Source organism: Micromonospora sp. NPDC047187 (assembly GCF_040643355.1).
Lineage (GTDB): Bacteria > Actinomycetota > Actinomycetes > Mycobacteriales > Micromonosporaceae > Micromonospora > Micromonospora salmantinae.
The window spans coordinates 830,091-852,217 of the sequence record NZ_JBEYUF010000001.1 but is presented as its reverse complement, the minus strand read 5'-3'; the positions used below and the strand labels follow the sequence as shown (position 1 = coordinate 852,217).

Here is a 22,127-nt window from a genome sequence, read left to right as displayed (position 1 = left end):
CCAAAAGAAACCGGCAGACCCGGTTATTCGACCGCTGGCTGCAACCTCCCGTCGATTCGCCGGGAGATGGCGGTGTACTCGTCGCGCAACTCCTCGGGGAGGACCCAGGCCGGGGCGTCCTGCCACGCCAGTGGGCGGAGGAACCGTCGGATCGACGTGGCGCCCACCGACGTGTGCACGGCGTTTGTCGACGGCCACGGGCCACCGTGGTGCTGGGCCCACGACACCCGGACACCGGTCGGGTAGCCGTCGAAGACGATGCGACCCGCGCGGGCGGCGAGCACGTCGACCAGTCGGCGTACGACGTCGGCGTCGTCGCCCGGTCCGCTGTGGAGCGAACCGGTCAGCGACGGCGGGACGGAGGCCAGCGCGGCGTCGAGGTCGGCGGCGTCGTCGTAGCGGACCACTACCAAAAGCGGGCCGAAGCACTCGTCGGCGATCTCGGCGGTCAGGCCGGCGAGGTCGACCTCCAGGAGGGTCGGTGCCACCGTGAAGCCCGCCCCGGGTTCGACAGTGGGCCGCGCCGACAGCCGGGCGCCGGCCCGTTCGAACTCCGTGGACCGGTCCTCGAACGCGTCCCGGATGCGCTCGTTGAGCAGGAGCGTGCCGCCCGACGCGTCGACTCTGGCCCGCAGCGCGTCGACCAGGCCGTCACCACCCGGATCCGACGGAACGAACGCCAGGCCGGGCTTGGTGCACAACTGACCGCCCGAGTTCGTGAAGGAGCCGAACAGCCCCTCGGCGATCTGGTCGGCTCGGGCGGCGGCCGCGTCGGGCAGGACGACGATCGGGTTCACGCTGCTCAGTTCGGCGTACAGGGGAATGGGGTCGGGCCGTTCGTCGATGGCCGCCTGGATGGCGCGGGCGGCGTTGACCGAGCCGGTCAGGGCGGCTGCGCGGATCGCCGGGTGGCGCACCAGCGCGCGACCGGCCTGCTCCCCGTACACGGTCGCGACGACACCCTCGGGCCCGCCGAGGTCGCGGACCGCCGACTCGATCGCGGCGGCGGAGGCGTGCGAGGTCAGCGGGTGCGACGGGTGGGCCTTCAGGATCGTCGGACACCCGGCGGCGAGCGCCGCGGCCGTGTCACCGCCGGCGACCGAGAAGGCGAACGGGAAGTTGCTGGCCCCGAAGACCGCGACCGGCCCGAGGGGTACCAGCATCCGCCGCAGGTCCGGGCCTCGGCCGAGCGGGGTGTCGGCGGCGTGGTCGATGGTGGCCTCGACGTACGCGCCGTCGCGCAGCACCTCGCCGAACATCCGGAACTGGAGCGCCGCCCGGGTGAGTTCCCCGTCGAGTCGCGCGTGGCTCAGCCCGGTCTCCGCCTCGGCGGCAGCGACCAGATCCACCCGACGGGACTCCAGCGACGCGGCGATCGCGTCCAGCAACTCCGCGCGGCCGAGCCTCCCGCGCGCGGCCAGCCACTGCGCCGCCGGGGACGTCTGACCGGCGATCACCTCCAGTCGAGACTCGTCGGTCTCGGTGAGCTCCGTCGCGCGACGCTGACCGTCGCGCGGATCGACAGTGCTGACCACGTTCACAGCAGTCCTCTCCTTACCAGATTGCCCATGAGATCGCGGACGCCGAAGTGCCAGGGCTCGCACTCCTCCGCGTGCCACACCCGATTGACCAGGGTGCCGAGCGCCGGGCAGCTGATCCGTACCACGTCGTCGACCTTGTGGGTGAAGCCCTCACCGGGGCGGTCCCGGTCCTGGATGGGCGCGAACATGGTGCCGAGCATCAGGGCGGCGCCGTCGGGATAGTGGTGGTGCGGCCCGATCAGCTGCCGGACCAGTTCCTCGGGATCGCGTGACATCTGGGTCATCTCCGAGACCGCCTCCAGGTGGAAGCCGTCCTCGCCGCGAACCTGCAGGCGCACCTCGAGTTCGCGTATCCGATCCATGCCGAACCGGTCGTCGAAGAGCCGGATCAGGGGGCCGAGGGCGCAGGAGGCGTTGTTGTCCTTCGCCAGGGGAAGCAGGAGCGCCGAGCGGCCCTCGATGTCACGCAGGTTGACGTCGTTGCCGAGGGTGGCGCCGACGATCCGGCCACTGGACTGGACGATGAGCGTGACCTCGGGTTCCGGGTTGTTCCAGGTCGACGCGGCGAGCACGCCGACCGGAACGGCGGTGCCGACGGCGGAGAGGATCTGTCCCTTGGTGAAGATCTCGGCGTCCGGGCCGATGCCCACCTCCAGGTACTGGCTCCACATGCCCTCGGCGACCAGCAGACTCTTGAGCCGATCCGCCTCCGGTGAGCCCGCCTCCAGGTTGTGCAGGTCGACACCGACGTCGGCGAGCATGCGGTGCCGGATGTCCGCCGCCAGTGCCAGGTCTCCCCGCGCCCGTTCCTCGATCACCCGCTCGATCATGGAGATCGGGAAGGTCACGCCAGCGGCCTTGAGCGCCTGGAGGTCGACCGGGGTGAGCAACCAGGGCGTGCCACGGTCCCGGGTCGCGGCCCCCGTGTTGGCCAGTATCTCCCCGAAGTCGCCCACCCTCGGCCCGTCGAGCCCGGCCACCGTCGCGGCGGGATCGGGCAGCTCGCAGATGTCGCGGACGGTCGGGAACCGGTGGCTGATGTCGATGACCTCGCCGTCGCGGACGGTCACCGGTGAGGGGCCGTCGCCGGACGGGTCCCAGATGCGGCCGATGAGGACGCTGTCGGCATCGTCCGGCAACGCTTCGGCGGCGGTACCGACCCAGTCCGCGGCCGCGGCCGACCCCCGGGGCCGTGGCAGCGTCATGAGTCGCTCTCCAGGTTGAAGAAGGACCGCTCGTCGCGGGGACGGATGTCGAAGACGGCGTCCTGGAACATCCGCAGCGGGTGCGGTGTGAACGGATGCTGCTCGATCGCTGTGAGATCCACCTCGATGCCCAGGCCGATCCCGGTCGGGATGAGGATGTCTCCGTCGTCGGTCAGCACCAGCCGCTCGTTGGTGATCTCGGGACGCCAGGGCACGTCGGTCGCCATGATCTCCAGGTACCGGAAGTTGGGCAACGTCGCCCCGAGTTGCAGCGTCGCGGCGGTGCTGAGTGGACCGCTCGGGTTGTGCGGCGCGAAGCCCACGTAGCTGGTCGCGGCGAGCGTGGAGATGAAGGCCAGCTCGGCGATCCCGCCGGCGTGCGTCACGTCGGGCTGGACGAAGTCGACCGCCTGGCGGGCCAGCGCCGGCGCGAAGCCCTGCCGCCCGTACCACCGCTCCCCCGCGGCGATCGGCACCGGCGACGCGCGACGGATGTCGACGAGCGCGTCGAGGTTGTCCGGTGGGCAGGGTTCCTCGAACCACACCGGGTCGAACTGGGCGATCTCCTTCGCCACCTTGATGGCGTGGCGGACGTCGAAGCGGCCGTGCCCCTCGACGAACAGCTCCACCTCGCGGCCCACCGCCTGACGGACGGCGTCGATCTGGGCCAGCACCCGGTCCAGCTGCGCGGTGGTGATGGTCAGGTCGTAGTTCTCGAACGGGTCCCACTTGAGGCCCCGGAAGCCCGACTCCACGGTCCGGCGCGCGGCGGCCGCGTAGTCCTCCGGCGTGACGGCGCCGGAGAACCAACCATTGGCGTACGCGCGGACCCGGTCGCGGGTCGCGCCGCCGAGAAGCCGGGAGACCGGCACGCCGAGCTCGCGCGCCGAGATGTCCCACAGGGCCATCTCCAGCGAGCTCAACGCCGTCATGATCACCGGCCCGCCGCGCCAGTACCAGTCCCGCGCGGCTTCGTAGAGGATCTTCGAGATGCTGGTGGGATCCAGGCCCACCACCGCCTCGGCCAGCTCGGCGATGGCACCCTGGACGGCACGTTCCTTGCCCTCCAGGGTGGCCTCACCGAGCCCGACGATCCCCTCGTCGGTGTGGACCCGCACGATGACGAGGTTCGTACGGTAGAAGTCGACGACCAGTGTGTCGACAGAGACGATCTTCATCTTTCGGCTCAACCCTTCACCGCACCGGCGGTCATGCCGGACACCACGTACTTCTGGACCAACAGGTAGAAGGCGACGGCGGGCAGTGTGAACAGGAAGGCGACAGCCATCACCGTCTGGATCGGTGTACCCAGCTCGCCGATGAAGTTCGCGATGCCGACGGAGGCGGGTTGCAGGTCGGGGTTGAAGATGAACGTCACCGCGAACACGTACTCGTTCCAGGCGTGAAAGAAGGCGATGACCGCGGTGGCCGCGATCGACGGTGCGATGAGCGGCACGTTGATGCGGGTCAGGGTGGTGAAGGGCCGGGCGCCGTCGGCGCGCGCCGCCTCCTCCAACTCCTTCGGGATGCCGTCGATGGCGCCCTTGAGGATCAGCGCGACGATCGGCAGGACGAAGGCGGAGTTCACCAGGACGAGGCCGGTCAGCGAGTCGAGCAGTTCGAAGCGGCGGAACAGCGCGAACAGCGGGACGACCATGAGCGCCTCGGGAAGCATCTGCGTGAACAGCAGCACGACGGTCAGCACGGCCTTGCCCCAGAACGAGAATCGGGACAGCGCGTACCCGAGCGGGATGCCCAGGCCGACGGAGAGAACCATCGTGCCGACGGCGATGATCAGGCTGTTGAGCAGCCACCCGGCCGCCTTGCCCTCGGCGAGCGCGTCCACGAAGACCCCGAACTGGCCGAGGTCGGGCGTGAGCCGGGGCTGATCGGCGAAGAGGTCGCTGTTGCTGGACAGCGCCGTGACGAACATCCAGTACAGCGGGAACACCGCGACACCCAGCACGACGAGCACGGCGATGATCCGTGCGGTGACACCGAATCGGACGCGCCTCATCGGACGTCCCCCTTCTCCACGGCACGGGCGACCAGGCGGCTGCCGATGATGACGATGAGCGAGATGACGACGCCGACCATTCCGATGGCCGCCGCCGATCCGAGTTCCTTCGAGTCGAACGCCTGCGAGTAGAGGTCGATGACGAGCGTCTCGGTGGCACCGACCGGTCCGCCCTTGGTCATCAGCCAGATCAGCTCGAACCGCCGCAGCGACCAGATCGTCATCAGCAGGGCCAGCAGGCCCACTGTCGGCTTGATGACCTGCCAGGTGACCGCGCGGAAGGTGGCCCATCGTCCGGCGCCGTCCACCGTCGCGGCCTCGTTGAGGTCCTGCGGAACGGACTGCAGGGCGGACAGCAGCACCACGGAGGTGAACGGGAACAGCTGCCAGATGGTCGTGGCGAGCACTGCCGGGAGCGCGTAGCGCGAGCTGTCCAGGATGGCGCCACCCGGGACGCCGAGCCCGACCGCGTCGAGGAAGCGGTTGACGATGCCGTACTGCGCGTTGAGCATCCAGGTGGCGATGAGCGCGACCGCGATGCCCGGAGCGGCCCAGGGGACGGTCACCAGCGCCCGTGCCACGCCCCGGCCGCGAAACTTCTTGTTGAGCAGGAGCGCGACGGCGAGCCCGGCGCCGATCGCGACGACCACACAGGTGATCACGTAGACGAAGGTGATCAGCAGCGTGCGGTGGAATTCGGGGTCACCGAAGATCCGGTTGAAGTTGTCGAGCCCGACCCACTCGCTGCGGGTGGGGTTGAGCAGCCTCGTCCTGGTGAAGCTGAGGTACACCTCCTGAACGAGGGGTACCACCTGGAAGACGAGGATGAACAGGGCGGCGGGTGCCAGGAAGAGGTACGGCGTCCACTTGCTGCCCAGTGGGCTGGGCCGACGCCGGGGTCGGCCTGGGGTTGGTGTCTTCGGTGCTCCGGTCTGCTCGACCACAGTCATCGGGTTCGATCCTTCTGGGGGAAGGACGCTGCCGGCGCACGGATCGTTGCGCCGGCAGCGTCGCCGTGTCGAGCGGTCAGCGGACCAGTTCGCTCGCCTGCTGCTGGGCGCGATCCAGTGCCGACTTGAGGTCGGCCTTGCCCTGCAGTGCCGCGACCACGTTCTGCACGACCACCTTGCGGATGTCCGGCGTCTTGGCCTCGAACCCCAGGACGATCTGCGGCAGGCTGGTCTCGGTGAGCCCGTCGAAGACGGGGAGGAACGGGGTCGCCTTGAGCGCCTCCGCGCTGCGCTGCGTGGTGGTGGCCACGCTGCTCGCGCCGAGGATCTCCTGAAGCTTGACCTGGTTCTGCGGCTCCAGCGCCCACTTGATGAAGGTGCCGGCCTCGTCCTTGCCCTCGCTCGCCTCGTTGATCACGATCGGTGCGAGGATCGCGCCCTGCTTGCGGACCGGGAACGGGATGGGCGCGACGTTGAAGTTCAGCTTCGCGTTCTGGCCGCGGGTGGCGGTCACGTAGCCGCCGTTGTTCAGCTCCATCCCGACCTTGCCCTCGGCGAACATCCGCCGGAAGGTGGCCGCGTCCGCTCCGCGCGGGATCACGTTCGCGTCGTACAGGTCCTTGAACGCCTGCAGGCCCTTGAGGTTCTCGGGCGAGTTGATCGTCAGGTTCTTGCCGTCGGACCACGCGCCGCCGAAGCCGTAGACGTAGTTGAAGATGTCCTGCCAGACACCGGCCTCCTCGGCCTCCGTCTGACGGAACGCCAGGCCGAAGACGTCACCCTTGGTCAGCGACTTCGCGGTGGAGGTGAACTGCTCGTAGGTGGTCGGCGGCGTCGGGATCAGGTCCGCGTTGTAGAACATCGCGTAGTTCGACGCCTCGAAGATGACGCCGTGCCGGACACCGTCGTGGACCATGAACTGGTCCGGCTGCTTGAGCAGGTCGTACTTGCTGGCGTCGATCACCTTGTCCAGCGGCGCGACGAGGCCGGCGTCGGAGGCCGCCTCGAACTCGGGCATGTCGAAGCGGATCAGGTCGGGGCCCTTGCCGCTGCCCATCTGCGTGAGCACGGTCTGGCCGAAGGTCGGGTACGGCACCGCGGCGGCGGACACCTGGACCTTGGTCTGGCTCTGGTTGAACTCGTCGAGCCACTTCGTCAGCAGGGGCCCGCGGCCCGGGTCGCCGAAGGTCGAGGCGGCGAAGGTCAGTTTGGTGACGCCGTCGCCGGAATCGCCGTCCGAGCCGCAACCGGTCAGGAGGGTGGCGACCAGGCCGAGGGCACATGTCGCCCTGGCGATGCCGAAATGAGCGCGCTTATTACCCATCGTTACTCCACTGTTACGAGTTGGCGTCAAGCCGATGAAATTGCAACGATCGTAGCGCCATGTGCAACGGTGTCAAGTGGCGATTGCGCATCGCGTCATCTATATTGCATAATGTGCAATGAGAGCGACGGCGTTGCCCGTCGCGCGAGGGGAGACACAGCCTTGGCGCAATCAATCCGCCGCGCGATCGACCTCATCCGTCGATCCGCGGAGCACCCGCTGTCCCTTACGGAGGCTGCGGACGTGCTCGGCGTCCACAAGTCCACAGCCCTGCGCATCCTGCAGACACTGGAGTCCGCGCGCTTCGTCCGCCGCACCGGCGCGGGCACCTACGTGCTCGGCAGCGGCCTGATCGAGCTGTCCGAGCTCGCGCTCGGCTCGATGGACCTCCGCCAGCCCGCGGCCGCACACCTGCGTGCGCTGCAACGCGCGACCGGCCACACCGTACACCTGGCGCAACTGACCGGCGACGAGATCATCTATATCGACAAGGTGGACAGCCCGGCCTTCGACGCCGTCAAGCTGCCCTCGCGGGTGGGACGCGCGGTGTCCATCTACGCGAGCGCTGTGGGCAAGACGATCCTGGCCTACCTCCCCCGGCAGGAACGCGACCGCCTTCTCTCCCACGTCGTCTTCGAGAAATTCACCGACACCACCTTCACCGACCACGACGCCCTGGAAGCCGAACTCGCCCGCATCCACGACTGCGGCTGGGCCATGGACAACGGCGAGCACGACGCCTACGTGATGTGCGTGGCCGCGCCGATCAGGGACTCGCGGGGAAAGGTCATCGCCGCCGCCTCGATCACGGCGATCGAGGTCATCGCAAGCCTCGACCAGCTCAAGAGCAACCTTCCGCTGCTCCTGGAGACCGCCAACAAGATCTCGTACGAACTCGGCTACGCGCCGCCCGCCCTGGCGAGCCCGGACGGTGAGAGCCGCTCCGCGACCTGAGCGCGCACGTCCCGGGCGATCACCGCACTCTCGACGCCTACCCGCCGGTGACGCGACGGTGCTCGTCGGTCTCCATGGCGATGAAGGCCTGGATCATGCCCCGGTAGATCCGTTCGATCAGATCCGGGTCGGCGCTGGCCTCGCTGGCCAACGTGCGGACCCGGGCCACCACCTGCGCCACCCGGTCCGGCGCACGGACCGCCTGAGCGTCGCTCTTGAGCGGGGCGGCCTGCCGGACCAGCGCCTCCCGCCGGGCGAGCAACCCGACCAACTCCCGATCCAGCTCGTCGATCCGTGCGCGGATCTCGGTCAGCGTCGCCGCAGTCTCTGCCACGCCGGAATCGTCCCATGAGGGCGACGCGATCAGGTGACCCGCTCGCCTGCCCGTTTCGGCCGGTCAACCCGGCAGCACGGGCACGGACGACTTCCTGCCCGCCTACGCCTGAGCCGTCCGGTCAGCGCAGCAGCGTCATCCGGTCGATGATGGAGTCGAGCAGCCCCGGCGGCCACGGGAACAACGGCGCCGCCACCTGGAGCTGGGCGAATCCGTGCAGCCCGACCCAGAGCGCCGCCGCGTCGCCGAAGGGGTCCACACTCGTCGATCGTCCCGCCGCGACGCAGTCGGCGAGCGTACGCCGGAAGACCTCGAAGGCTCCCATCCCGAGCACTGTGAGATCGTCCGCCATGGCCGGGACCCGCTCAAGGGCCTGCCCGGCGTCCCAGACGGCACCGAACATCACCCGGTACTGGTGGGGCCGGCGTTCGGCGAAGGTCAGGTAGGCAGCGCAGATCGCGCGCAGGCGCTCGACCGGATCCGCGTCATCGGGCGCGCTCAGCTCCTGCTCCAGGATTCCGAACGCGCGTTGCGCGACAGCGAGCAGGATCGAGTCCAGGTCCGGAAAGTGCGGATAGATCGATGGCGCGGAGATGCCGGCCTGTCGGGCGATCCCCCGCAGGGTCACGTTCTGCGGCGTGCCGTCCTGCAGGAGCGCCATCGCGGCGTCGACGATCTCGTCGCGCAGCTGAGCACCTTCGCCGCGCTTGTTGCGGGCCCGTGTTCTCGGTGAGGTCACGCCATGACTTTACAGGCGTTAGGCGAGAGCGTAAGTTAACGCCTGTAAGTTCACATCCGTTTCCTGGAGATGAGGCTCCTCATGACCACCGCAACAGCTACCCGAATCGGCCTCGCCGCCCCCGCCCGCCGCGCAGACCTCGTCGGCCGTGGGCTGGCGGCCCTCGCGTCCCTCGCCACCGGCGTCGCGTTCGTCAACGGCGTGCTCCTGACCATCAACGCCAGCGACGACCGCCTGTTCGTCGAAGGCTGGCGAGTTTCCAGCTTCGGCATCTTCGCCGCGCTCTTCGCCCTGCTCGCGGTAAGGCCCCGTCAGGCGGCCGGTGTCTGGGAGATCGTGCTCGTCGGCAAGGCCGCGCTCGTCGTGTTCGGCGCGCTGATCGGAGACGTCCCCGAGGCGCGCCTCTCCGCCATCATCGACTTCGGGCTCGTCGCCGTCGTCGCGGCTGCCTACGTGCTGTGCCGCGGCTGGTCGGCGTGGCGTCCCGCCACCACCAACCCGACCCGATGACGGAGGCGACGATGCCCCCCACCTCGCCTCGCCGGCGCGTCGACCGGACCGTCATCATCTCGATCTGGGCGGTCCCGGTCCTGGTCGTCGGCCAGTTCGCCATGCTGGCCATCGTCCCGGTGGTCCTTGCGCTGACCGTCAGCCTGCGGCATGCCCACCTACGCGGGCTGCGCCGCTGGACCATCGCTCTCACCACCGCGTACGCCACGCCGCTGATCCTCTGGGCCATCGGGCCCGACCGCGCCCCGAGCCTTTCCAAGGACATGCACCCGCTCTTCGCCGCGCTGATCGTAGTGGCCGCGCTGGCCGCGGCAACTGCCTTCCACCTCTGCCATCGACGCCCGAGCAGGCCCGACGGGACGTCGAGCGAGCGGCCGCACTTCCGGGCCGCGCCGTGACCGATGCGCTTCTCCCCCGCCTGGGCGGGAGCGCCGGATCGCCCGTCGCCGTCATCCGACGGTGGCGGGCGATCCGAGCGCTCAGTATCGAGGGAACGTGGCCTCACTGCTCCACAAAGGAGTGGTGGGTCAGCGGAGCGGCAGGGTGGCCAGCACCAGGTTGGGGTCGACGCCGGTGGCGTATGCGGCACTGAGCACGTAGACGGTGCGGCCCCGCACGGCCACCGAGGTCGGGTTCTGCAACCCGTCGGCGGCGGTCATCAGCGTTCGGGAACGGCCGGCCGCGTCGATGCTCACCACTGCGTTCGGTCCGTTCAGTGTGGCGACGACCTGGTGGTCACCGACGAAGGCGAAGTCGTCGATGCCGACCAGCCCGGTCGCCGCCACCCGGACCGGCCCGGGTCGGCCGTGCCGCAACGGAATGCGCAGCAGCGTGCCCTGGTCGAGGTTGGTCGCCCAGGCCGCACCGGCACGTACCTTGATGCCGTTGGCACCGAGGAAGCCCGTCGCGGCGAGCTCGGGTGCCGAGGACCAAACCTCGGCGCTGCCGCCTTCCAGGGGAACGGTCGAGATCGTGCCGAGCACCGAGTCCGTGAGGTAGAACCTCTTCGTGTCCGCCTCGAACGCCAGGCCGTTGGGGAGCCCGTCTGACGGCAGGGCCGCGATGCGGTGCGGGGACCGGCCGGGACGCAGCCGGTACAGCCCCGTGGTGGTGGCATCGCCGCTCGCGTAGAGGAAGTAGAGGGTGCCGTCATTCATTCGGACGATGCCCGTGGTCAGCGCGAACGCGAGCACCGGCGTGTTGACGCCGCCATCGGCCGGGGCCGGCAGAGTCGCCAGGATCCGCGTCCCGCCGGACGGGCTGACCGCGGCGACCTGCCGGGCGGCCGCGAAGGTGACGTAGGCGGTGCCGTCCGGGCCGAGCGCGACGTTCTCCGGCAACTGCCCCTTCGACAGGTCGAAGTGGACCGCGATCCGTGCGGGCACCGGCGCGGCCGACGCTCGGGGCGCCCCGACGGTGAGGGGCCTGGCGGTGGCGGCCGGTGCGGCGCCTGACGGTACGACCGTCACGACGCCGATCCCCGCTGCTGCGACAGCGACTGCGAGGGTCATCGTTCTCTTGCGCATTTCTGTCCTTACTCACTGTGTTGTTGGTGGGCTTGAAAAGGGCGCGACGGGTCCGGCGCTCCTTGCGGAGCACCTCGTGTCGAGCCGATGGGGACGGCGCTATTCGCGCCTGACGAGCGGCTGTGGAGCACCGGCACGGGTGGTGACGACGCCGTGTACGAGCAGCGTCATCGCGGCGTGAGATGCCGAGCCGGGTTCGGTGGTGGCGACGACAACGGTCTGGCCGTCCTCGATACGCAGGGTCTGCTGTGTCACGTCCATCGCACCGACCAGCGGGTGACACATCCGGTAGACGGTGTCGCCGCCGACCTTCACCCGGTGATCGGCCCACATGGCGGCGAACTGCGGACTCCGCATCGTCAGCTCACCGACCAGCGCGGCCATCAGCGGGTCGTCCGGGTGCTGCCCGGAAGCCATCCGCAGCGTCGCCACCACCGCGCGGGCCTTGGCGGGCCAGTCCGCGTACAGGTCACGGGTGTGCGCGTCCAGGAACACCAGTCGTGCCATGTTCGGGTACTGGTTCGGCCGCTGCGGGATCTCCGGGTTCAGGTGGCCGGCGAACAGGGCGTGACCGGCGGTGTTCCAGGCCAGCACGTCGGCGCGGCGACCGAGCACCACCACGGGTACGTCACCAAGCGTCGCGAGGAGCTGGCGTACCGCCGGGCTCACCCGTTCCGGGGCCGGGCGACGGACGGCGGGCCGACGGCGGGTTCCGGCCGCCAGCTCGCCCAGATGGCGGCGTTCCGCGTCGTCGAGTCGCAGTGCCCTGGCAAGCGCGTCGAGCACCTCGGGTGAGGCGTTCACGGCCTGCCCCTGCTCCAACCGGGTGTAGTACGAGACGCTCACCCCGGCCAGCAGGGCCAACTCCTCCCGGCGCAGCCCTCGAACCCGGCGCCGCTCACCGTACGTCGGCACGCCGGTGTCCTCCGGCCGCAGCTGGGAGCGCCGGGCCTGGAGGAAGTCGCCGAGTTGTCCTCTCGCGTTCATGCCTCGAAGTATTGCGAGCCCTGCCGGCCCCAACCACTCCCTGCCAGGGGTAGGCACCGCGCGGCGAGGCAGCCGGTACGGGTCGAGGCGACCCGGTGTCAGCGGGCGGCGTCGCTGCCGCTGGCGGCACCGGCGCGAAGGCCCTGATCGATGAAGTTGACCAACCAGGTGAAGCTGTCGTCGACGGACGCGTCGATCTGGAACCCACCAGCCGTCTCCAGGGTGGCGAACCCGTGCAGGACGCTGCGCAGCGTCCGCATGGCGTGGATCTTTTGGCCGGGGTCCAGGTCGTACCCGCTCAGCATGGCCGCCCAGGAGGCCAGCACTCGCTCGCTGGCCGGGATGAACGGGTCGTCGGGGCCGGTCGGGCGGGTGGCGTTGGCGGCCGCGTACCGGCCGGGGTGTTCCCGCACGTACGTCCGCATCGCCTGCGCGCCCGCGGCGAGGGCATCGCTGCCGGACCGGCCCTGAATGGCGTCGCGGATGGCATCGCCGGCCTCGGTCATGGCCAGGACGGCGATCCGGTGCGCCAGCTCGGCCTGGCTGGCGACGTGCTTGTAGAGCGAGGGGGTCTTGACCCCCAGCCGTTCGGCGAGCAGACCCATGCTGAGGTTGTCGAAGCCGACCTCGTCGACCAGCTCGGCCCCGGCCTCGGTGACCGACGCCGGCGTGAGCCGGGCCTTAGGCATTGGTCAGCGTCCGGGCGAGGAAGGGCAGGGCCAGGGCGACGACCTGGTCGGGCGTCTGGACGTGCGGGTAGTGGCCGGCGCCCTCGATGACAGCCAGCTCGCCGAGCCCTCGCGGCAGGTCGGCGATGATGCGCTCACCCTCGGCCCGCGGGTCGGCCCAGTCCGGGTCGGCGCTGCCCTGAATCACCAGGACCGGGCAGGTGACGTTGGGCAGTTGCCGCCCGGCGTCGCCCGGGCTGGTCTTGGCCATGGCCTGGAGGACCTTCATCCGGCCGGGCTCACTCATCGTGGCCTCGATACGTGCCAGCTCGCTGTGCCAGTCGGCGGGCTTGGTGGGGATCGCCACGTCGAGGTACCTACGCCAGTTCGCCAGGCTGCCCCGCAGGAGCACCTGCGCCAGTTGGAGGTAGCCGGCCCGGAAGCGCTTCACCCGCACCAACCCGCCAAGGTCGAAGGACTGTGCGCGGGTGAACGGCGCCAGCTCGATGGCGCCGACGATCAGCTCGGGCGCGGTGGCGGCCGCGATGGTCGCGGCACCCCCGCTGATCGACTGGCCGATGATCACGGCCGGCCCGCCGAGGTGGCGCACGACGGCGACGAGATCACCAGCGATGTCGGTGCGGCTGTAGCCGTCCCAGCCCAGGCTGGAGTCGCCGCAGCCACGGATGTCGACGTTGGCGACCCGGTATCCGGCCGCGACCAGGGCCGGAGCGACGAACCGGTAGGAGTGTCGGCTGTCGCCCATGCCGTGCGCCAGGACGACCAGTGGGCCCTGTCCGGTCACCTCGTAGGCGATGGTGTTGCCGGCAATGTCCAGGTATTCGGTCATGACGTCCTCCATGGAAGCTAACGTGATTAGCTAAAGGCTAACCGCATTAGCCACAGCTGGCAAACGCCGGTCGCCGCTACGTCCCTCCGCCCAGGCCGAGCTGGGGATAGAGGGCGTCAGGGGCGGAGGCCGCCTCGGCAAGGCCTGGTGACCCGTATAGTGCCGCGATGGAAACGGACACGGTGCGGCAGGCTTACACGTCCGTCGCGGAGCTCTACATCGAGCTGTTCGGCACGAGCCAGCAGGTGGACACCGACGACCTCGCCCTCATCAGGCGACACCTGGGCAGCCGGCCCGGCCGGGTGCTCGATCTGGGGTGCGGGCCTGGCCACCTCACCGGCTACCTTCGTGAGCTGGGCGTCGACGCAGCGGGGATCGACCTGGTCCCCGAGTTCATCGCGCATGCGCGGGCGTCCCACCCGGGCGTCGAGTTCCACATCGGTTCGATGGAACGCCTCGACGTGGCCGACGACTCGATCGACGGCATCCTGGCCTGGTACTCGTTGATTCACCTTCCGCCGCCGGAGTTCGACGGCATGCTCAAGGAGTTCCGGCGGGTGCTGGTCCCGGACGGACGGTTGGTCCTGGGCGTCTTCGACGCCGAGGAGGTCGGCGCCTTCGACCACAAGGTCCTGACCGCCTACCGCTGGCCGGTCGACGAGATCTCCGAACGACTCGGCCGGGCCGGTTTCCGGGAGGTCGAACGCCTCCGGCGGCCCGGCACCGACGAACATCGGCTGCTTGCCGCCGTCGCGGCGATCGCGGTGTGAGGACGCCGAGGGCCGGCCTCCCGTGGTGGGAGGCCGGCCCTCGCCCAGCTGAGCACCCGCGTCGACGCGGGCGTCCGTTACGGCGCCAGCGCGATCAGGCGCTGAGCTTGCCGGCGATCTTGACGACCCGCTCGGCCAGGTGGTCGAGGGCAGCGAACTGGGCGTCGCCCAGCGGGGCGTCGTTGCTTCCGCCGGTGACGTGCGAGACGCCGTACGGGTTGCCGTCGGCGAACTTCAGCGGGTCGGTGTAGCCCGGGGCGACGACCAGACCGCCGAAGTGGTGGACGGTGTTGTAGAGCGCGAGAAGCGTCGACTCCTGGCCGCCGTGCGCGGTCATGGAGGCGGTGAAGCCGGCGTACACCTTGTCGGCGAGCAGGCCCTGCGCCCACTGCGGGCCGAGGGTGTCGATGAACTGCTTGAGCTGGCTGGCCACGTTGCCGTAACGGGTGGGCGTGCCGAACAGCACCGCATCCGCCCAGACGACGTCGTCGGCGGTCGCCTTCGGCTCGTTCTTCGTGGAGTCGAAGTGCTGGCTCCAGGCGGCGTTGGAGGCGATGGCCTCGGCCGGGGCGAGCTCCGGAACCTGACGCAGCCGCACCTCGGCGCCCGCCTTCTCGCCGGCCTCGGCGAGGCGCTTGGCCATGGCGTGGAGGGTTCCGGTGGACGAGTAGTAGATGACGGAGAGCTTGGTCATCGGAGGTATCCTTCCCAAAGTAGTTGCCGCTGATAAATTTGCGGCCGCAACAATCTCGACTGTAGCAGCCGCCCCCGCGGCGCCCCAACGTCCTGACCATGCCCACCTGCGTGACGGAGCACACCAGGCGGAGCGGGAACTGTTGCCGCCGTCGGGTTCCTCGGGTCACGACCCGTCCGGGGGGTCGGCGGGCTGCTGCCCCGGCCAGAACGGCCACTCCTCGAATGAGCGGCACCGTCCGTCGTCGGCGAATCGCATGACCCACAGGTCGCGGTACTCCTGGTCGACCGGGTCGCCGTAGCGGACCTCCTGGCGCGACACGGCGGTGTCGCCCTCGACCGCGACGATCTCCGTGGTCAGCTGGAACACCTCGTCGGGGCCCTTGCGCTGCTTCTCCCACATCCGGGCGATGGCCGGCAGGCCGACGACGGGGGTCCAGTACGGGCCCTGCTGATAGCTCGCGTCCTCGGTGAAGAGCGTGACCAGCGCGTCAGTGCCCGGGGTCCGCCAAAGCCGCTCGTAGGTGGCCAGCCAATCCTCGACGTGCTTCCTGTCCATGGCCAACACCCTGCCATCCGAGCGGCGCCCAGCTGGGAAAACCCGCAGGCCGCAGGTGGTGGGCCCATTGATGCGCTGGCCGGCCTCAGCTCCGGACACCCTTGACATCGAAAGGTGTAGCCAGCCACACTCCCGATGCTAATTCGATTTAGCGACCATCGAAGCCCTCAACTCCCAGCACTGGACCAGACCGCGACGAGCGACCACCACAAAGGAGTCTTCGCGCATGAGGGAAACGACCGGAAGACGCGGGCTCCGGCTTGCGATCTCGATTCTCGCGCTCACGGCACTCGGTGCGGGGGCCGTCGTCCCCGCGCCGGCTGCCGCCGCCGGCCGGCCCGTGCCGGGTGCGACGGTCAAGGCGGACCGCACCTCACCGACCGGGTACACAGTCACGTTCGTCTACCGCAACCCCGACGCCACCCAGGTCCGCCTCGCCGGGGACCTGACCCTGCTCGACGTCGCCACCGGCACCACGCGCTACCAGCCGCAAGAGTGGCAAACGGGGCGCTACCACGCGGGCGGCACCGAGTTCCTCCGGGACATGACCAGGGACCCGAAGGGAAACTGGTCGGTCTCGATCCCGCTGCACGCCGGGGGACTCAGCTACTGGTACCGGGTCTGGGACCCGACGCAGGGCTGGGAGAACAAGCGCATCTGGGACCCCGCCTCGACGAACCCTCGGCCGCCAGGCGAGTCCTCGTTCCGGGTCAGGAACAACGACGTGCTCGACGCCGTGCACGTGCCGTACGCCAAGAAGCAGAACGACCCGGTGCTGAAGGCGCGTGCGGACTACGAGTTGCCGGTGGCCGACCGCGCGAAGCGGGGAACCGTCCGGTACGTCCCGTACACCACGATCCTGGGCGACAGCGGCCACTACCTCGGCGTCTACCTGCCGGCCAACTACGACGCCAACCGGGCGGAGCCGTACAAGGTCGCGTACCTCGCCCACGGCATCTTCGGCGACGAGACCGACTTCATGGTCCCCGCGAACGTCCCGAACATCCTGGACAACATGACGGCCAGGGGTGAGATCGAGCCGACGGTGGTTGTCACCATGGGCAACCACTTCACGGGCACCAGCCTCGGCTTCGCCTCCTACAACCAGACCAACGCGGCCAACAACCTGGTCCAGACGATCCTGCCCCTCATCGAGCGCAGCTACAACGTCTCGACCGAGCGCTCCGGGCGGGCCTACGCCGGGTTCTCGTACGGCGGGATGACGGGCGGCGTCGTCATCAAGAACTACCCGAGCACCTTCGCGTTCTACGGACACTTCTCCGGCAACCCGTCGCTCACCAGCCAGGACTACGACACCATCGCGAACGCGGTCGGGGACGACGACCTCTCCGTCTTCCTCGGCAATGGCATCTTCGAGGGCAGCCTCAACGCCCAGAACGCCATCGCGGACAACTTCCGGGCCCGGGGATACGCCGCCGCGACGACCCAGGTCCCCGGCGCGCACGACGGAATGACGGCGGGCCAGCTGTTCACGATCTTCGCCCGGGACCACCTGTGGTCGGGGGTCGACTCCGTGTCGGTGACGCCCGCGACGGTTAACCTGACGAAGGGCTGGAACTGGGCCAGGCGGTTCACCGCCCAGGTGACGGCCAACGAGGGTGTGAGCCCGGCGGTGACGTGGTCGGTCCAGGGAGCGACCTCCACCGGCACCAGCATCTCCGCGGAGGGCCTGCTCTCGGTCGCCGCCGCGGAGACCGCGTCGTCGCTCACCGTCGTGGTGACGTCAGTGGTCGATCCGAGCAAGTCACGCTCCGCCCAGGTCACCCTGACGCCTCCGGGCCCGGCCCGGGTCGCGGTGAAGGCGAAGGCCACGCCAGCCTCGGTCGTCAGCGGTGACACGTTCACGCTGACCGTCGGCGTACGGGCACAGTCTCCGCACCGGAAGGCTCCGAAGGTGACCGGCGAGGTCGCCGTCACCTTCGGCGGTACCACCCAGGTGGTTCCGCTCCGTGGTGGCGCGACCGTCGTCGAACTGCCGACCGGCGGGCTGCCCGCGGGGGTGTACCCGATGCACGTCGCCTACTCCGGTGACAGGGTCCACGCCCCCAACGCTGCGGTCCACCAGCGGTTGCGGGTTCGGTAGCCAGCAGGCAGGGGTGGGGGGGGGGCCCCCCGGCGGCGCCCCCCCCCCCCCGGAGCGCGGGCCCCCGCGCGCCCCCCCCCCCCCCCCCCCCGCGGGCGGGGGGGGCCCCGCCCCCCCGGGGCCCGCCCCCACCGCCAGTTGTCCGTCCGGACCGTCAGCTCACGCCCCGAACCGCCTCGATGATCGTCTCGGCGACCTCGCTCGGCCGGGCCACCGCCATCGCGTGCGAGCCGCCGACCACCTCGCGCTGCCCCCGGGGGTTGGCCCGTTCGGCCATGAACCGGTGCACCTCGGCGGGGATGTTCTTGTCAGCGTCCCCGAACACGAACCAACTGGGCAGCGACCGCCAGGCGGGGTCGCCGGTGAGCTTGTCGCCCAGGCCCTGTTCGGTGATCGGCCGCTGGGTCCGGGCCATCAGCGCGGCCATGTCGTCCGTCGCGTCCGCGCAGAACTGCTCGTGGTACTGGTCCTGGCCGATCGCCACCTCGTTCCCACCGCTCGACACCGGGTACTGCACCAGCGTGTCGGCGAGGGTACTGCCGGGGAACTTCGCGGACAGTGTCAGCGCCGACTCACCGGTGTCCGGGGCGAAGGCGTTCACGTACACGAGGGCCCGCACCGAGGTGTCGCCGGCTGCGGCCTGCGTGATCACCATGCCGCCGTACGAGTGGCCGACGAGGACGACAGGACCGCCGATCCCGCGCACGACATCCCGCACGTACGCGGCGTCGCCCGCCACGCTCCGCAGCGGGTTCGCGACGGCCACCGAGTCGTACCCGGCGCCCAGCCGCTCGAGGACACCGTTCCAGCTCGCCGACTCGGCGAACGCGCCGTGCACGAGCACGATGGTGGGCTGTGGATCAGGCATGACAGGTGCCCCCTCACTCCGTGAAGCTGTTCACCGCCGGTCGCGCTGGTACGCCTGGATACCCGTTACGCGAGTGTGAAACGTCCGACCCGATGAGCAGGAGGCTGCGATGGCTATGACGACGCTGGCCGAGGTGACGGCCGAACTGGCCGCGCTGGAGGACCCGAAGGCACTGGAGGTGAACGCCAGACACGGCGACGATCATGGTGTGCACCTCGGTGCGCTTCGGGCGCTGGCGAAGCGACTGAAGACGCAGCACGATCTCGCGCGCCAGCTCTGGGCGACGGGCGGGGCCTCGGCGCGGCTGCTGGCAATCCTGATCTGCCGTCCCAGGGCGTTCGAGCGGGACGAGTTGGACGTCATGGTGCGCGAGGCGCGCGCCCCTAAGGTGCACGACTGGCTCGTGAACTACGTGGTGAAGAAGAGTCCGCACTCCGAGGAGCTGCGGTTGGCCTGGTTCGCCGACCCGGATCCCGTGGTCGCGAGTGCCGGCTGGGCGCTGACCACCGAACGCGTGACGAAGAAGCCCGAGAGTCTCGACCTCCCGGGACTGCTCGATGTGATCGAGACCGAGATGAGGGACGCGCCGGATCGCCTGCAGTGGGCGATGAACCACTGCCTGGCGCAGATCGGCATCGAGCACGCCGAGCACCGCGAACGGGCGACCGACATCGGCGAACGCCTTGAGGTGCTCAAGGACTACCCCACCTCCCCTGGCTGCACGTCTCCGTTCGCGCCCACCTGGATCGGCGAAATGGTGCGCCGAGCGGGATAGGCAGCCGGTTCTCGGTCGAGCCCGCATCGGCGGGGTCGACGCCCTCTCCCGCGCGCCCCTATAGTGAGTTCCATTATGGGACTTACTACGTTCTGGCGGTGGTGGGTCGCCGGCACGACCAGCCAACTCGGCTCGGCGGTCGGCGCGCTGGCCCTACCGTTGACCGCGCTGACCGTGCTTCACGCGTCGGCCTTCGAGCTGGGTCTGGTCACGGCGGCGGGCTATCTGGCGTACCTTCTGATCAGCCTGCCGGCGGGCGTGATCGTGCAGCGCCTGCCGCTGCGCGGCATGCAGGTCGCCCTGGATCTGGTCCGGGCCCTCGCCATCGCGTCGGTCCCGCTGGCCTGGTGGTTCGACATGCTGACGGTGGCCCAGCTGATCGCGGTCGCCCTGGTCGTGAGCTTCGCCAACGTGCTGTTCGACGTGGCGAACCAGACCTTCCTGCCGGAGATCGTGCCGGCCGCGCAGTTGCAGGCCCGCAACAGCCTCACCTCCGGCACGCACGCCGCCACCGCGCTGGGCGGGCCATCCCTGGGCGGTCTCGCGGTGCAGTTGCTGGGTGCGGTGCCGACGCTGTTCGTGGACGCCGTCAGCTACCTGCTCTCCGCCACGCTGCTGCGCACCCTTCCGGCCCGGCGGGTGCAGCGACCGGCCGAACGGCCACCGATGATCACGATGATCCGCGAGGGCTGGCACTTCGCGCTCCGGCACCCGATCATCGGACCGGCCATGTGGGACGCCACCGCGACGAACTTCGTCAACGGCGCCATGCTCGCCCTGTTCCCCTTCTACCTGGTGCGTGAGCTGCACGCGTCGCCGCTCATGGTCGGGCTGCTGATCGCCACCGACGGCCTCGGCACGCTCATCGGCGCGGCGTTGACGACCCGGTTCACCGACCGGTTCGGCACCGCACGCGGGCTGATCATCGCGGCCTTCGTCGGTGTGGCCGGCGCGCTCATCATCCCGTTGGGCACCGGCACCGCCGCGTTTCTGGCCTTCGCCATCGGAAACATCATCTTCGCCGGCTCCACTGTGGTGCTCAGCGTGACCACCCGCACCTACCGGATGCTCGCCAGCCCACCGGAGCTGCTGTCCCGGGTGATCGCCACGGTCAAGTTCGTCTCCTGGGGCGCCATCCCGGTCGGCGGCCTGCTCGCCGGCATCCTGGCCGGGCCCCTCGGCGCCCGTACCACACTGCTGGTCTTCGGGGCGCTCACCGTACTGTCCCCGATCATCTACCTGTCGACGCCGATCCGCCGGCTGCGCGACCTGCCGCTCGATCCCACGCCGACACCCACCGAGGCGAGGGTGTGACCCGGTCGGGTGTGCTCCCGATCTGTCCACATCGCTCACCGGAGATATCGACAGAAGGTGTAGCTCCCGGTCCCCCGGGGCAAGAACCCGCACATGGAGGGAACGGCAGGCTACGAGGGGCAACAGCTCGGCCGACGGCACCGCACCGGTGAGCCGGACCGGGCCGGCCTGGCGTCCGCGCTGCTGGCGACCTCCGTCTGATGCGGCTGAGGCACAGCCTCCCCCCGGTGGCGCTCGGCGCGGTGGCGCTCGGCGCGGCTCTGGGTGCCAACCCCGCCCACGCCGACACCCCGTCGCCGTCGCGTATCCCGCTGGTGGAGGTCGCCACCTCGCCGGAGGCCATCAAGGTTTCGGTGGCCGAGGTGGTCGAGGTGCAACTGACCGTCCCCCTGCCCCTGCCGACCGCTGTCGTCTCGCTGCCCCTGCCTCTACCGTCGACGGACCCGCTGCCCCTACCGTCGACGGCCCCCCTGCCGTCGGCCGTTCCGCTGCCGACGCCGCCGGCTAAGCCCTCCACCGCCCGGCCGAGTCGGCCGGCTGGCACCCCGTCGTCGTCGCCGCAGGCAACACGGGCACCGTCCGCCTCGGCATCCCCGGTGGCACGGGTCGCCTCGCGGCCGTGGCCGGCGCCCGCGACGCGTGTACCGGCGACGGTGACCCGAAGCGGCGCTCGCGACACGTCCGACGGCCGGGCGTCGGCCCAGGCGACGATGACCGCCGTCACCGGACAGCGGCCCAACCCGCCCGCCCGTCGCGCACCCGGGCCACCGGTGTTCGTGCTGGCGCTCGCGTCCGCACCGACCGGCGTCGGCGCCGGCGGCGCTGATCCACCCACGTCAACAGCAGAAGCTTCGCCGCCCGCCTCGCCGCTGCGGCCAGGGCTCACCGTCACCGCCGTCGACATGCGCGCCTCCAGCCGTCCCGTCGAGCGGGGTCCTCCCCCGCCCCGACACCTCCTGATCACCCACTCGCGTCCACGACGTTGATCAGGAGAGGTTCATGGAAATCGCCGTTATCTGGATTCCCGCCCACATCGAGCCGTCGGAGCCCGCCGTCGCGAAGTGTCTCAGCCACCTTCGCGAACACTCCTACCGATTCGCAGGAATCATGCGGGCCCCGTGGGAGACCGTCGAGCAGACGATGATCGACGGGGAGGTGGATGTCGTCGTCATCGCCGACTTCGCCCACCTCCCGCCGGATCGGTCCCCCCGGATCGAGCTGGCCAGTCCCCCCGACGGCGACGCGGACGAGGACCGAACGGTTCCGGGCACCCAGCTCGACTGACACCACGAAGCGCCCCGTCCGCAATGGACGGGGCGCTTCGTCAATCGGGCTTTCTGCTCCGGACACCGTGCGATCAGGATGTCGGGCGGTGGCATCGTGCCGCCACCACCACGACGAGCTACCGCTCGCCCTCACCCGGACCCCGACAAGACGCC

Annotated in this window: 24 protein-coding genes; 9 read left to right on the top strand and 15 right to left on the bottom strand. The window is 70.0% G+C overall.

Features of this window, described 5'->3' with window-relative positions; all coding sequences use genetic code 11:
- Nucleotides 1-23: 23 nt before the first annotated feature.
- The 6 genes from ABZ794_RS03670 to ABZ794_RS03645 all read right to left on the bottom strand — a co-directional run bounded on the left by ABZ794_RS03670 (nt 24) and on the right by ABZ794_RS03645 (nt 7,037).
- The gene (locus ABZ794_RS03670) at nt 24-1,541 is read right to left on the bottom strand and encodes an aldehyde dehydrogenase family protein (protein WP_210781507.1); all 1,518 of its coding nucleotides are present in this window, start codon (nt 1,539-1,541) and stop codon (nt 24-26) included.
- Nucleotides 1,538-2,746, bottom strand: a complete 1,209-nt coding sequence (locus ABZ794_RS03665) for a fumarylacetoacetate hydrolase family protein (RefSeq protein ID WP_210781508.1) — start codon at nt 2,744-2,746, stop codon at nt 1,538-1,540. Before ABZ794_RS03665 ends, ABZ794_RS03670 begins: the two co-directional genes overlap by 4 nt.
- Nucleotides 2,743-3,924, bottom strand: a complete 1,182-nt coding sequence (locus tag ABZ794_RS03660) for a mandelate racemase/muconate lactonizing enzyme family protein (RefSeq protein WP_357514036.1) — start codon at nt 3,922-3,924, stop codon at nt 2,743-2,745. The genes ABZ794_RS03665 and ABZ794_RS03660 overlap by 4 nt, the downstream gene beginning before the upstream one ends.
- Before the next feature lie 8 nt (nt 3,925-3,932).
- The gene (locus ABZ794_RS03655; RefSeq protein ID WP_357514034.1) at nt 3,933-4,763 is read right to left on the bottom strand and encodes a carbohydrate ABC transporter permease; all 831 of its coding nucleotides are present in this window, start codon (nt 4,761-4,763) and stop codon (nt 3,933-3,935) included.
- Nucleotides 4,760-5,713: a sugar ABC transporter permease gene (locus ABZ794_RS03650; protein WP_210781511.1), complete on the bottom strand. Its 954-nt coding sequence runs from the start codon at nt 5,711-5,713 to the stop codon at nt 4,760-4,762. Before ABZ794_RS03650 ends, ABZ794_RS03655 begins: the two co-directional genes overlap by 4 nt.
- Nucleotides 5,714-5,789: 76 nt before the next feature.
- Nucleotides 5,790-7,037, bottom strand: a complete 1,248-nt coding sequence (locus tag ABZ794_RS03645; protein WP_210781512.1) for a sugar ABC transporter substrate-binding protein — start codon at nt 7,035-7,037, stop codon at nt 5,790-5,792.
- A 111-nt stretch (nt 7,038-7,148) separates the two neighbouring features.
- On the opposite strand from ABZ794_RS03645, the gene ABZ794_RS03640 reads away from it, so the two are divergent.
- Entirely contained in the window at nt 7,149-7,991 is an 843-nt protein-coding gene (locus tag ABZ794_RS03640; RefSeq protein WP_357514032.1) for an IclR family transcriptional regulator, read from the top strand.
- 37 nt (nt 7,992-8,028) lie between these two features.
- Here ABZ794_RS03640 and ABZ794_RS03635 read toward each other — a convergent pair whose 3' ends face one another.
- Nucleotides 8,029-8,325 (bottom strand): chorismate mutase, encoded by a 297-nt coding sequence (locus ABZ794_RS03635; protein ID WP_357514030.1) that lies wholly within the window; start codon nt 8,323-8,325, stop codon nt 8,029-8,031.
- Nucleotides 8,326-8,446: 121 nt separating this feature from the next.
- A complete protein-coding gene (locus tag ABZ794_RS03630; protein ID WP_357514029.1) occupies nt 8,447-9,064 on the bottom strand; it encodes a TetR/AcrR family transcriptional regulator in 618 nt (205 codons plus the stop codon).
- Between the two features lie 81 nt (nt 9,065-9,145).
- Between ABZ794_RS03630 and ABZ794_RS03625 the strand changes: the two genes are divergently transcribed.
- Both ABZ794_RS03625 and ABZ794_RS03620 read left to right on the top strand, forming a co-directional pair.
- Complete coding sequence (locus tag ABZ794_RS03625) at nt 9,146-9,574, top strand: hypothetical protein (RefSeq protein ID WP_210781515.1); 429 nt, start codon at nt 9,146-9,148, stop codon at nt 9,572-9,574.
- An 11-nt stretch (nt 9,575-9,585) separates the two neighbouring features.
- Nucleotides 9,586-9,972, top strand: a complete 387-nt coding sequence (locus ABZ794_RS03620) for a hypothetical protein (protein ID WP_210781516.1) — start codon at nt 9,586-9,588, stop codon at nt 9,970-9,972.
- A 129-nt stretch (nt 9,973-10,101) separates the two neighbouring features.
- Here the strand turns inward: ABZ794_RS03620 and ABZ794_RS03615 are convergent, their stop codons facing one another.
- The 4 genes from ABZ794_RS03615 to ABZ794_RS03600 all read right to left on the bottom strand — a co-directional run bounded on the left by ABZ794_RS03615 (nt 10,102) and on the right by ABZ794_RS03600 (nt 13,605).
- A complete protein-coding gene (locus ABZ794_RS03615; protein ID WP_357514026.1) occupies nt 10,102-11,043 on the bottom strand; it encodes a hypothetical protein in 942 nt (313 codons plus the stop codon).
- A 156-nt stretch (nt 11,044-11,199) separates the two neighbouring features.
- Nucleotides 11,200-12,087: a helix-turn-helix transcriptional regulator gene (locus tag ABZ794_RS03610; RefSeq protein ID WP_357514024.1), complete on the bottom strand. Its 888-nt coding sequence runs from the start codon at nt 12,085-12,087 to the stop codon at nt 11,200-11,202.
- 98 nt (nt 12,088-12,185) lie between these two features.
- Complete coding sequence (locus tag ABZ794_RS03605; protein ID WP_357514022.1) at nt 12,186-12,776, bottom strand: WHG domain-containing protein; 591 nt, start codon at nt 12,774-12,776, stop codon at nt 12,186-12,188.
- Nucleotides 12,769-13,605 carry an alpha/beta hydrolase gene (locus tag ABZ794_RS03600; RefSeq protein WP_210781520.1) on the bottom strand — a complete coding sequence of 279 codons (837 nt, stop codon included), beginning with the start codon at nt 13,603-13,605 and terminating at the stop codon, nt 12,769-12,771. Before ABZ794_RS03600 ends, ABZ794_RS03605 begins: the two co-directional genes overlap by 8 nt.
- Before the next feature lie 167 nt (nt 13,606-13,772).
- On the opposite strand from ABZ794_RS03600, the gene ABZ794_RS03595 reads away from it, so the two are divergent.
- Nucleotides 13,773-14,375 carry a class I SAM-dependent methyltransferase gene (locus tag ABZ794_RS03595; RefSeq protein WP_210781521.1) on the top strand — a complete coding sequence of 201 codons (603 nt, stop codon included), beginning with the start codon at nt 13,773-13,775 and terminating at the stop codon, nt 14,373-14,375.
- A 94-nt stretch (nt 14,376-14,469) separates the two neighbouring features.
- Here the strand turns inward: ABZ794_RS03595 and wrbA are convergent, their stop codons facing one another.
- Nucleotides 14,470-15,069, bottom strand: coding sequence for an NAD(P)H:quinone oxidoreductase (wrbA, locus tag ABZ794_RS03590; protein ID WP_210781522.1), 600 nt, complete (start codon nt 15,067-15,069; stop codon nt 14,470-14,472).
- Nucleotides 15,070-15,234: 165 nt separating this feature from the next.
- The gene (locus ABZ794_RS03585) at nt 15,235-15,627 is read right to left on the bottom strand and encodes a nuclear transport factor 2 family protein (RefSeq protein ID WP_210781523.1); all 393 of its coding nucleotides are present in this window, start codon (nt 15,625-15,627) and stop codon (nt 15,235-15,237) included.
- A gap of 226 nt (nt 15,628-15,853) precedes the next feature.
- Between ABZ794_RS03585 and ABZ794_RS03580 the strand changes: the two genes are divergently transcribed.
- A complete protein-coding gene (locus tag ABZ794_RS03580; protein ID WP_357514019.1) occupies nt 15,854-17,731 on the top strand; it encodes an alpha/beta hydrolase-fold protein in 1,878 nt (625 codons plus the stop codon).
- 154 nt (nt 17,732-17,885) lie between these two features.
- Here ABZ794_RS03580 and ABZ794_RS03575 read toward each other — a convergent pair whose 3' ends face one another.
- Entirely contained in the window at nt 17,886-18,599 is a 714-nt protein-coding gene (locus tag ABZ794_RS03575) for an alpha/beta hydrolase (protein ID WP_357514018.1), read from the bottom strand.
- A 109-nt stretch (nt 18,600-18,708) separates the two neighbouring features.
- Here ABZ794_RS03575 and ABZ794_RS03570 point away from each other — a divergent pair, with 109 nt between their 5' ends.
- The 4 genes from ABZ794_RS03570 to ABZ794_RS03555 all read left to right on the top strand — a co-directional run bounded on the left by ABZ794_RS03570 (nt 18,709) and on the right by ABZ794_RS03555 (nt 21,972).
- Complete coding sequence (locus ABZ794_RS03570; RefSeq protein ID WP_357514016.1) at nt 18,709-19,374, top strand: DNA alkylation repair protein; 666 nt, start codon at nt 18,709-18,711, stop codon at nt 19,372-19,374.
- A 75-nt stretch (nt 19,375-19,449) separates the two neighbouring features.
- Complete coding sequence (locus tag ABZ794_RS03565) at nt 19,450-20,688, top strand: MFS transporter (protein ID WP_357514014.1); 1,239 nt, start codon at nt 19,450-19,452, stop codon at nt 20,686-20,688.
- 227 nt (nt 20,689-20,915) lie between these two features.
- Complete coding sequence (locus ABZ794_RS03560; protein ID WP_357514012.1) at nt 20,916-21,674, top strand: hypothetical protein; 759 nt, start codon at nt 20,916-20,918, stop codon at nt 21,672-21,674.
- A gap of 13 nt (nt 21,675-21,687) precedes the next feature.
- Nucleotides 21,688-21,972, top strand: a complete 285-nt coding sequence (locus ABZ794_RS03555; RefSeq protein ID WP_357514010.1) for a hypothetical protein — start codon at nt 21,688-21,690, stop codon at nt 21,970-21,972.
- Nucleotides 21,973-22,127: the final 155 nt, after the last annotated feature.

Excerpts from the sequence above, each read along its gene's own strand:
- ABZ794_RS03665 (WP_210781508.1), bottom strand. The coding sequence starts at position 2,746 with ATGACGCTGCCACGGCCCCGGGGGTCGGCCGCGGCCGCGGACTGGGTC.
- ABZ794_RS03660 (WP_357514036.1), bottom strand. The coding sequence starts at position 3,924 with ATGAAGATCGTCTCTGTCGACACACTGGTCGTCGACTTCTACCGTACG.
- ABZ794_RS03655 (WP_357514034.1), bottom strand. The coding sequence starts at position 4,763 with ATGAGGCGCGTCCGATTCGGTGTCACCGCACGGATCATCGCCGTGCTC.
- ABZ794_RS03650 (WP_210781511.1), bottom strand. The coding sequence starts at position 5,713 with ATGACTGTGGTCGAGCAGACCGGAGCACCGAAGACACCAACCCCAGGC.
- ABZ794_RS03645 (WP_210781512.1), bottom strand. The coding sequence starts at position 7,037 with ATGGGTAATAAGCGCGCTCATTTCGGCATCGCCAGGGCGACATGTGCC.
- ABZ794_RS03640 (WP_357514032.1), top strand. The coding sequence starts at position 7,149 with ATGTGCAATGAGAGCGACGGCGTTGCCCGTCGCGCGAGGGGAGACACA.
- ABZ794_RS03625 (WP_210781515.1), top strand. The coding sequence starts at position 9,146 with ATGACCACCGCAACAGCTACCCGAATCGGCCTCGCCGCCCCCGCCCGC.
- ABZ794_RS03620 (WP_210781516.1), top strand. The coding sequence starts at position 9,586 with ATGCCCCCCACCTCGCCTCGCCGGCGCGTCGACCGGACCGTCATCATC.
- ABZ794_RS03610 (WP_357514024.1), bottom strand. The coding sequence starts at position 12,087 with ATGAACGCGAGAGGACAACTCGGCGACTTCCTCCAGGCCCGGCGCTCC.
- ABZ794_RS03605 (WP_357514022.1), bottom strand. The coding sequence starts at position 12,776 with ATGCCTAAGGCCCGGCTCACGCCGGCGTCGGTCACCGAGGCCGGGGCC.
- ABZ794_RS03600 (WP_210781520.1), bottom strand. The coding sequence starts at position 13,605 with ATGACCGAATACCTGGACATTGCCGGCAACACCATCGCCTACGAGGTG.
- ABZ794_RS03595 (WP_210781521.1), top strand. The coding sequence starts at position 13,773 with ATGGAAACGGACACGGTGCGGCAGGCTTACACGTCCGTCGCGGAGCTC.
- wrbA (WP_210781522.1), bottom strand. The coding sequence starts at position 15,069 with ATGACCAAGCTCTCCGTCATCTACTACTCGTCCACCGGAACCCTCCAC.
- ABZ794_RS03585 (WP_210781523.1), bottom strand. The coding sequence starts at position 15,627 with ATGGACAGGAAGCACGTCGAGGATTGGCTGGCCACCTACGAGCGGCTT.
- ABZ794_RS03580 (WP_357514019.1), top strand. The coding sequence starts at position 15,854 with ATGAGGGAAACGACCGGAAGACGCGGGCTCCGGCTTGCGATCTCGATT.
- ABZ794_RS03575 (WP_357514018.1), bottom strand. The coding sequence starts at position 18,599 with ATGCCTGATCCACAGCCCACCATCGTGCTCGTGCACGGCGCGTTCGCC.
- ABZ794_RS03570 (WP_357514016.1), top strand. The coding sequence starts at position 18,709 with ATGGCTATGACGACGCTGGCCGAGGTGACGGCCGAACTGGCCGCGCTG.
- ABZ794_RS03565 (WP_357514014.1), top strand. The coding sequence starts at position 19,450 with ATGGGACTTACTACGTTCTGGCGGTGGTGGGTCGCCGGCACGACCAGC.
- ABZ794_RS03555 (WP_357514010.1), top strand. The coding sequence starts at position 21,688 with ATGGAAATCGCCGTTATCTGGATTCCCGCCCACATCGAGCCGTCGGAG.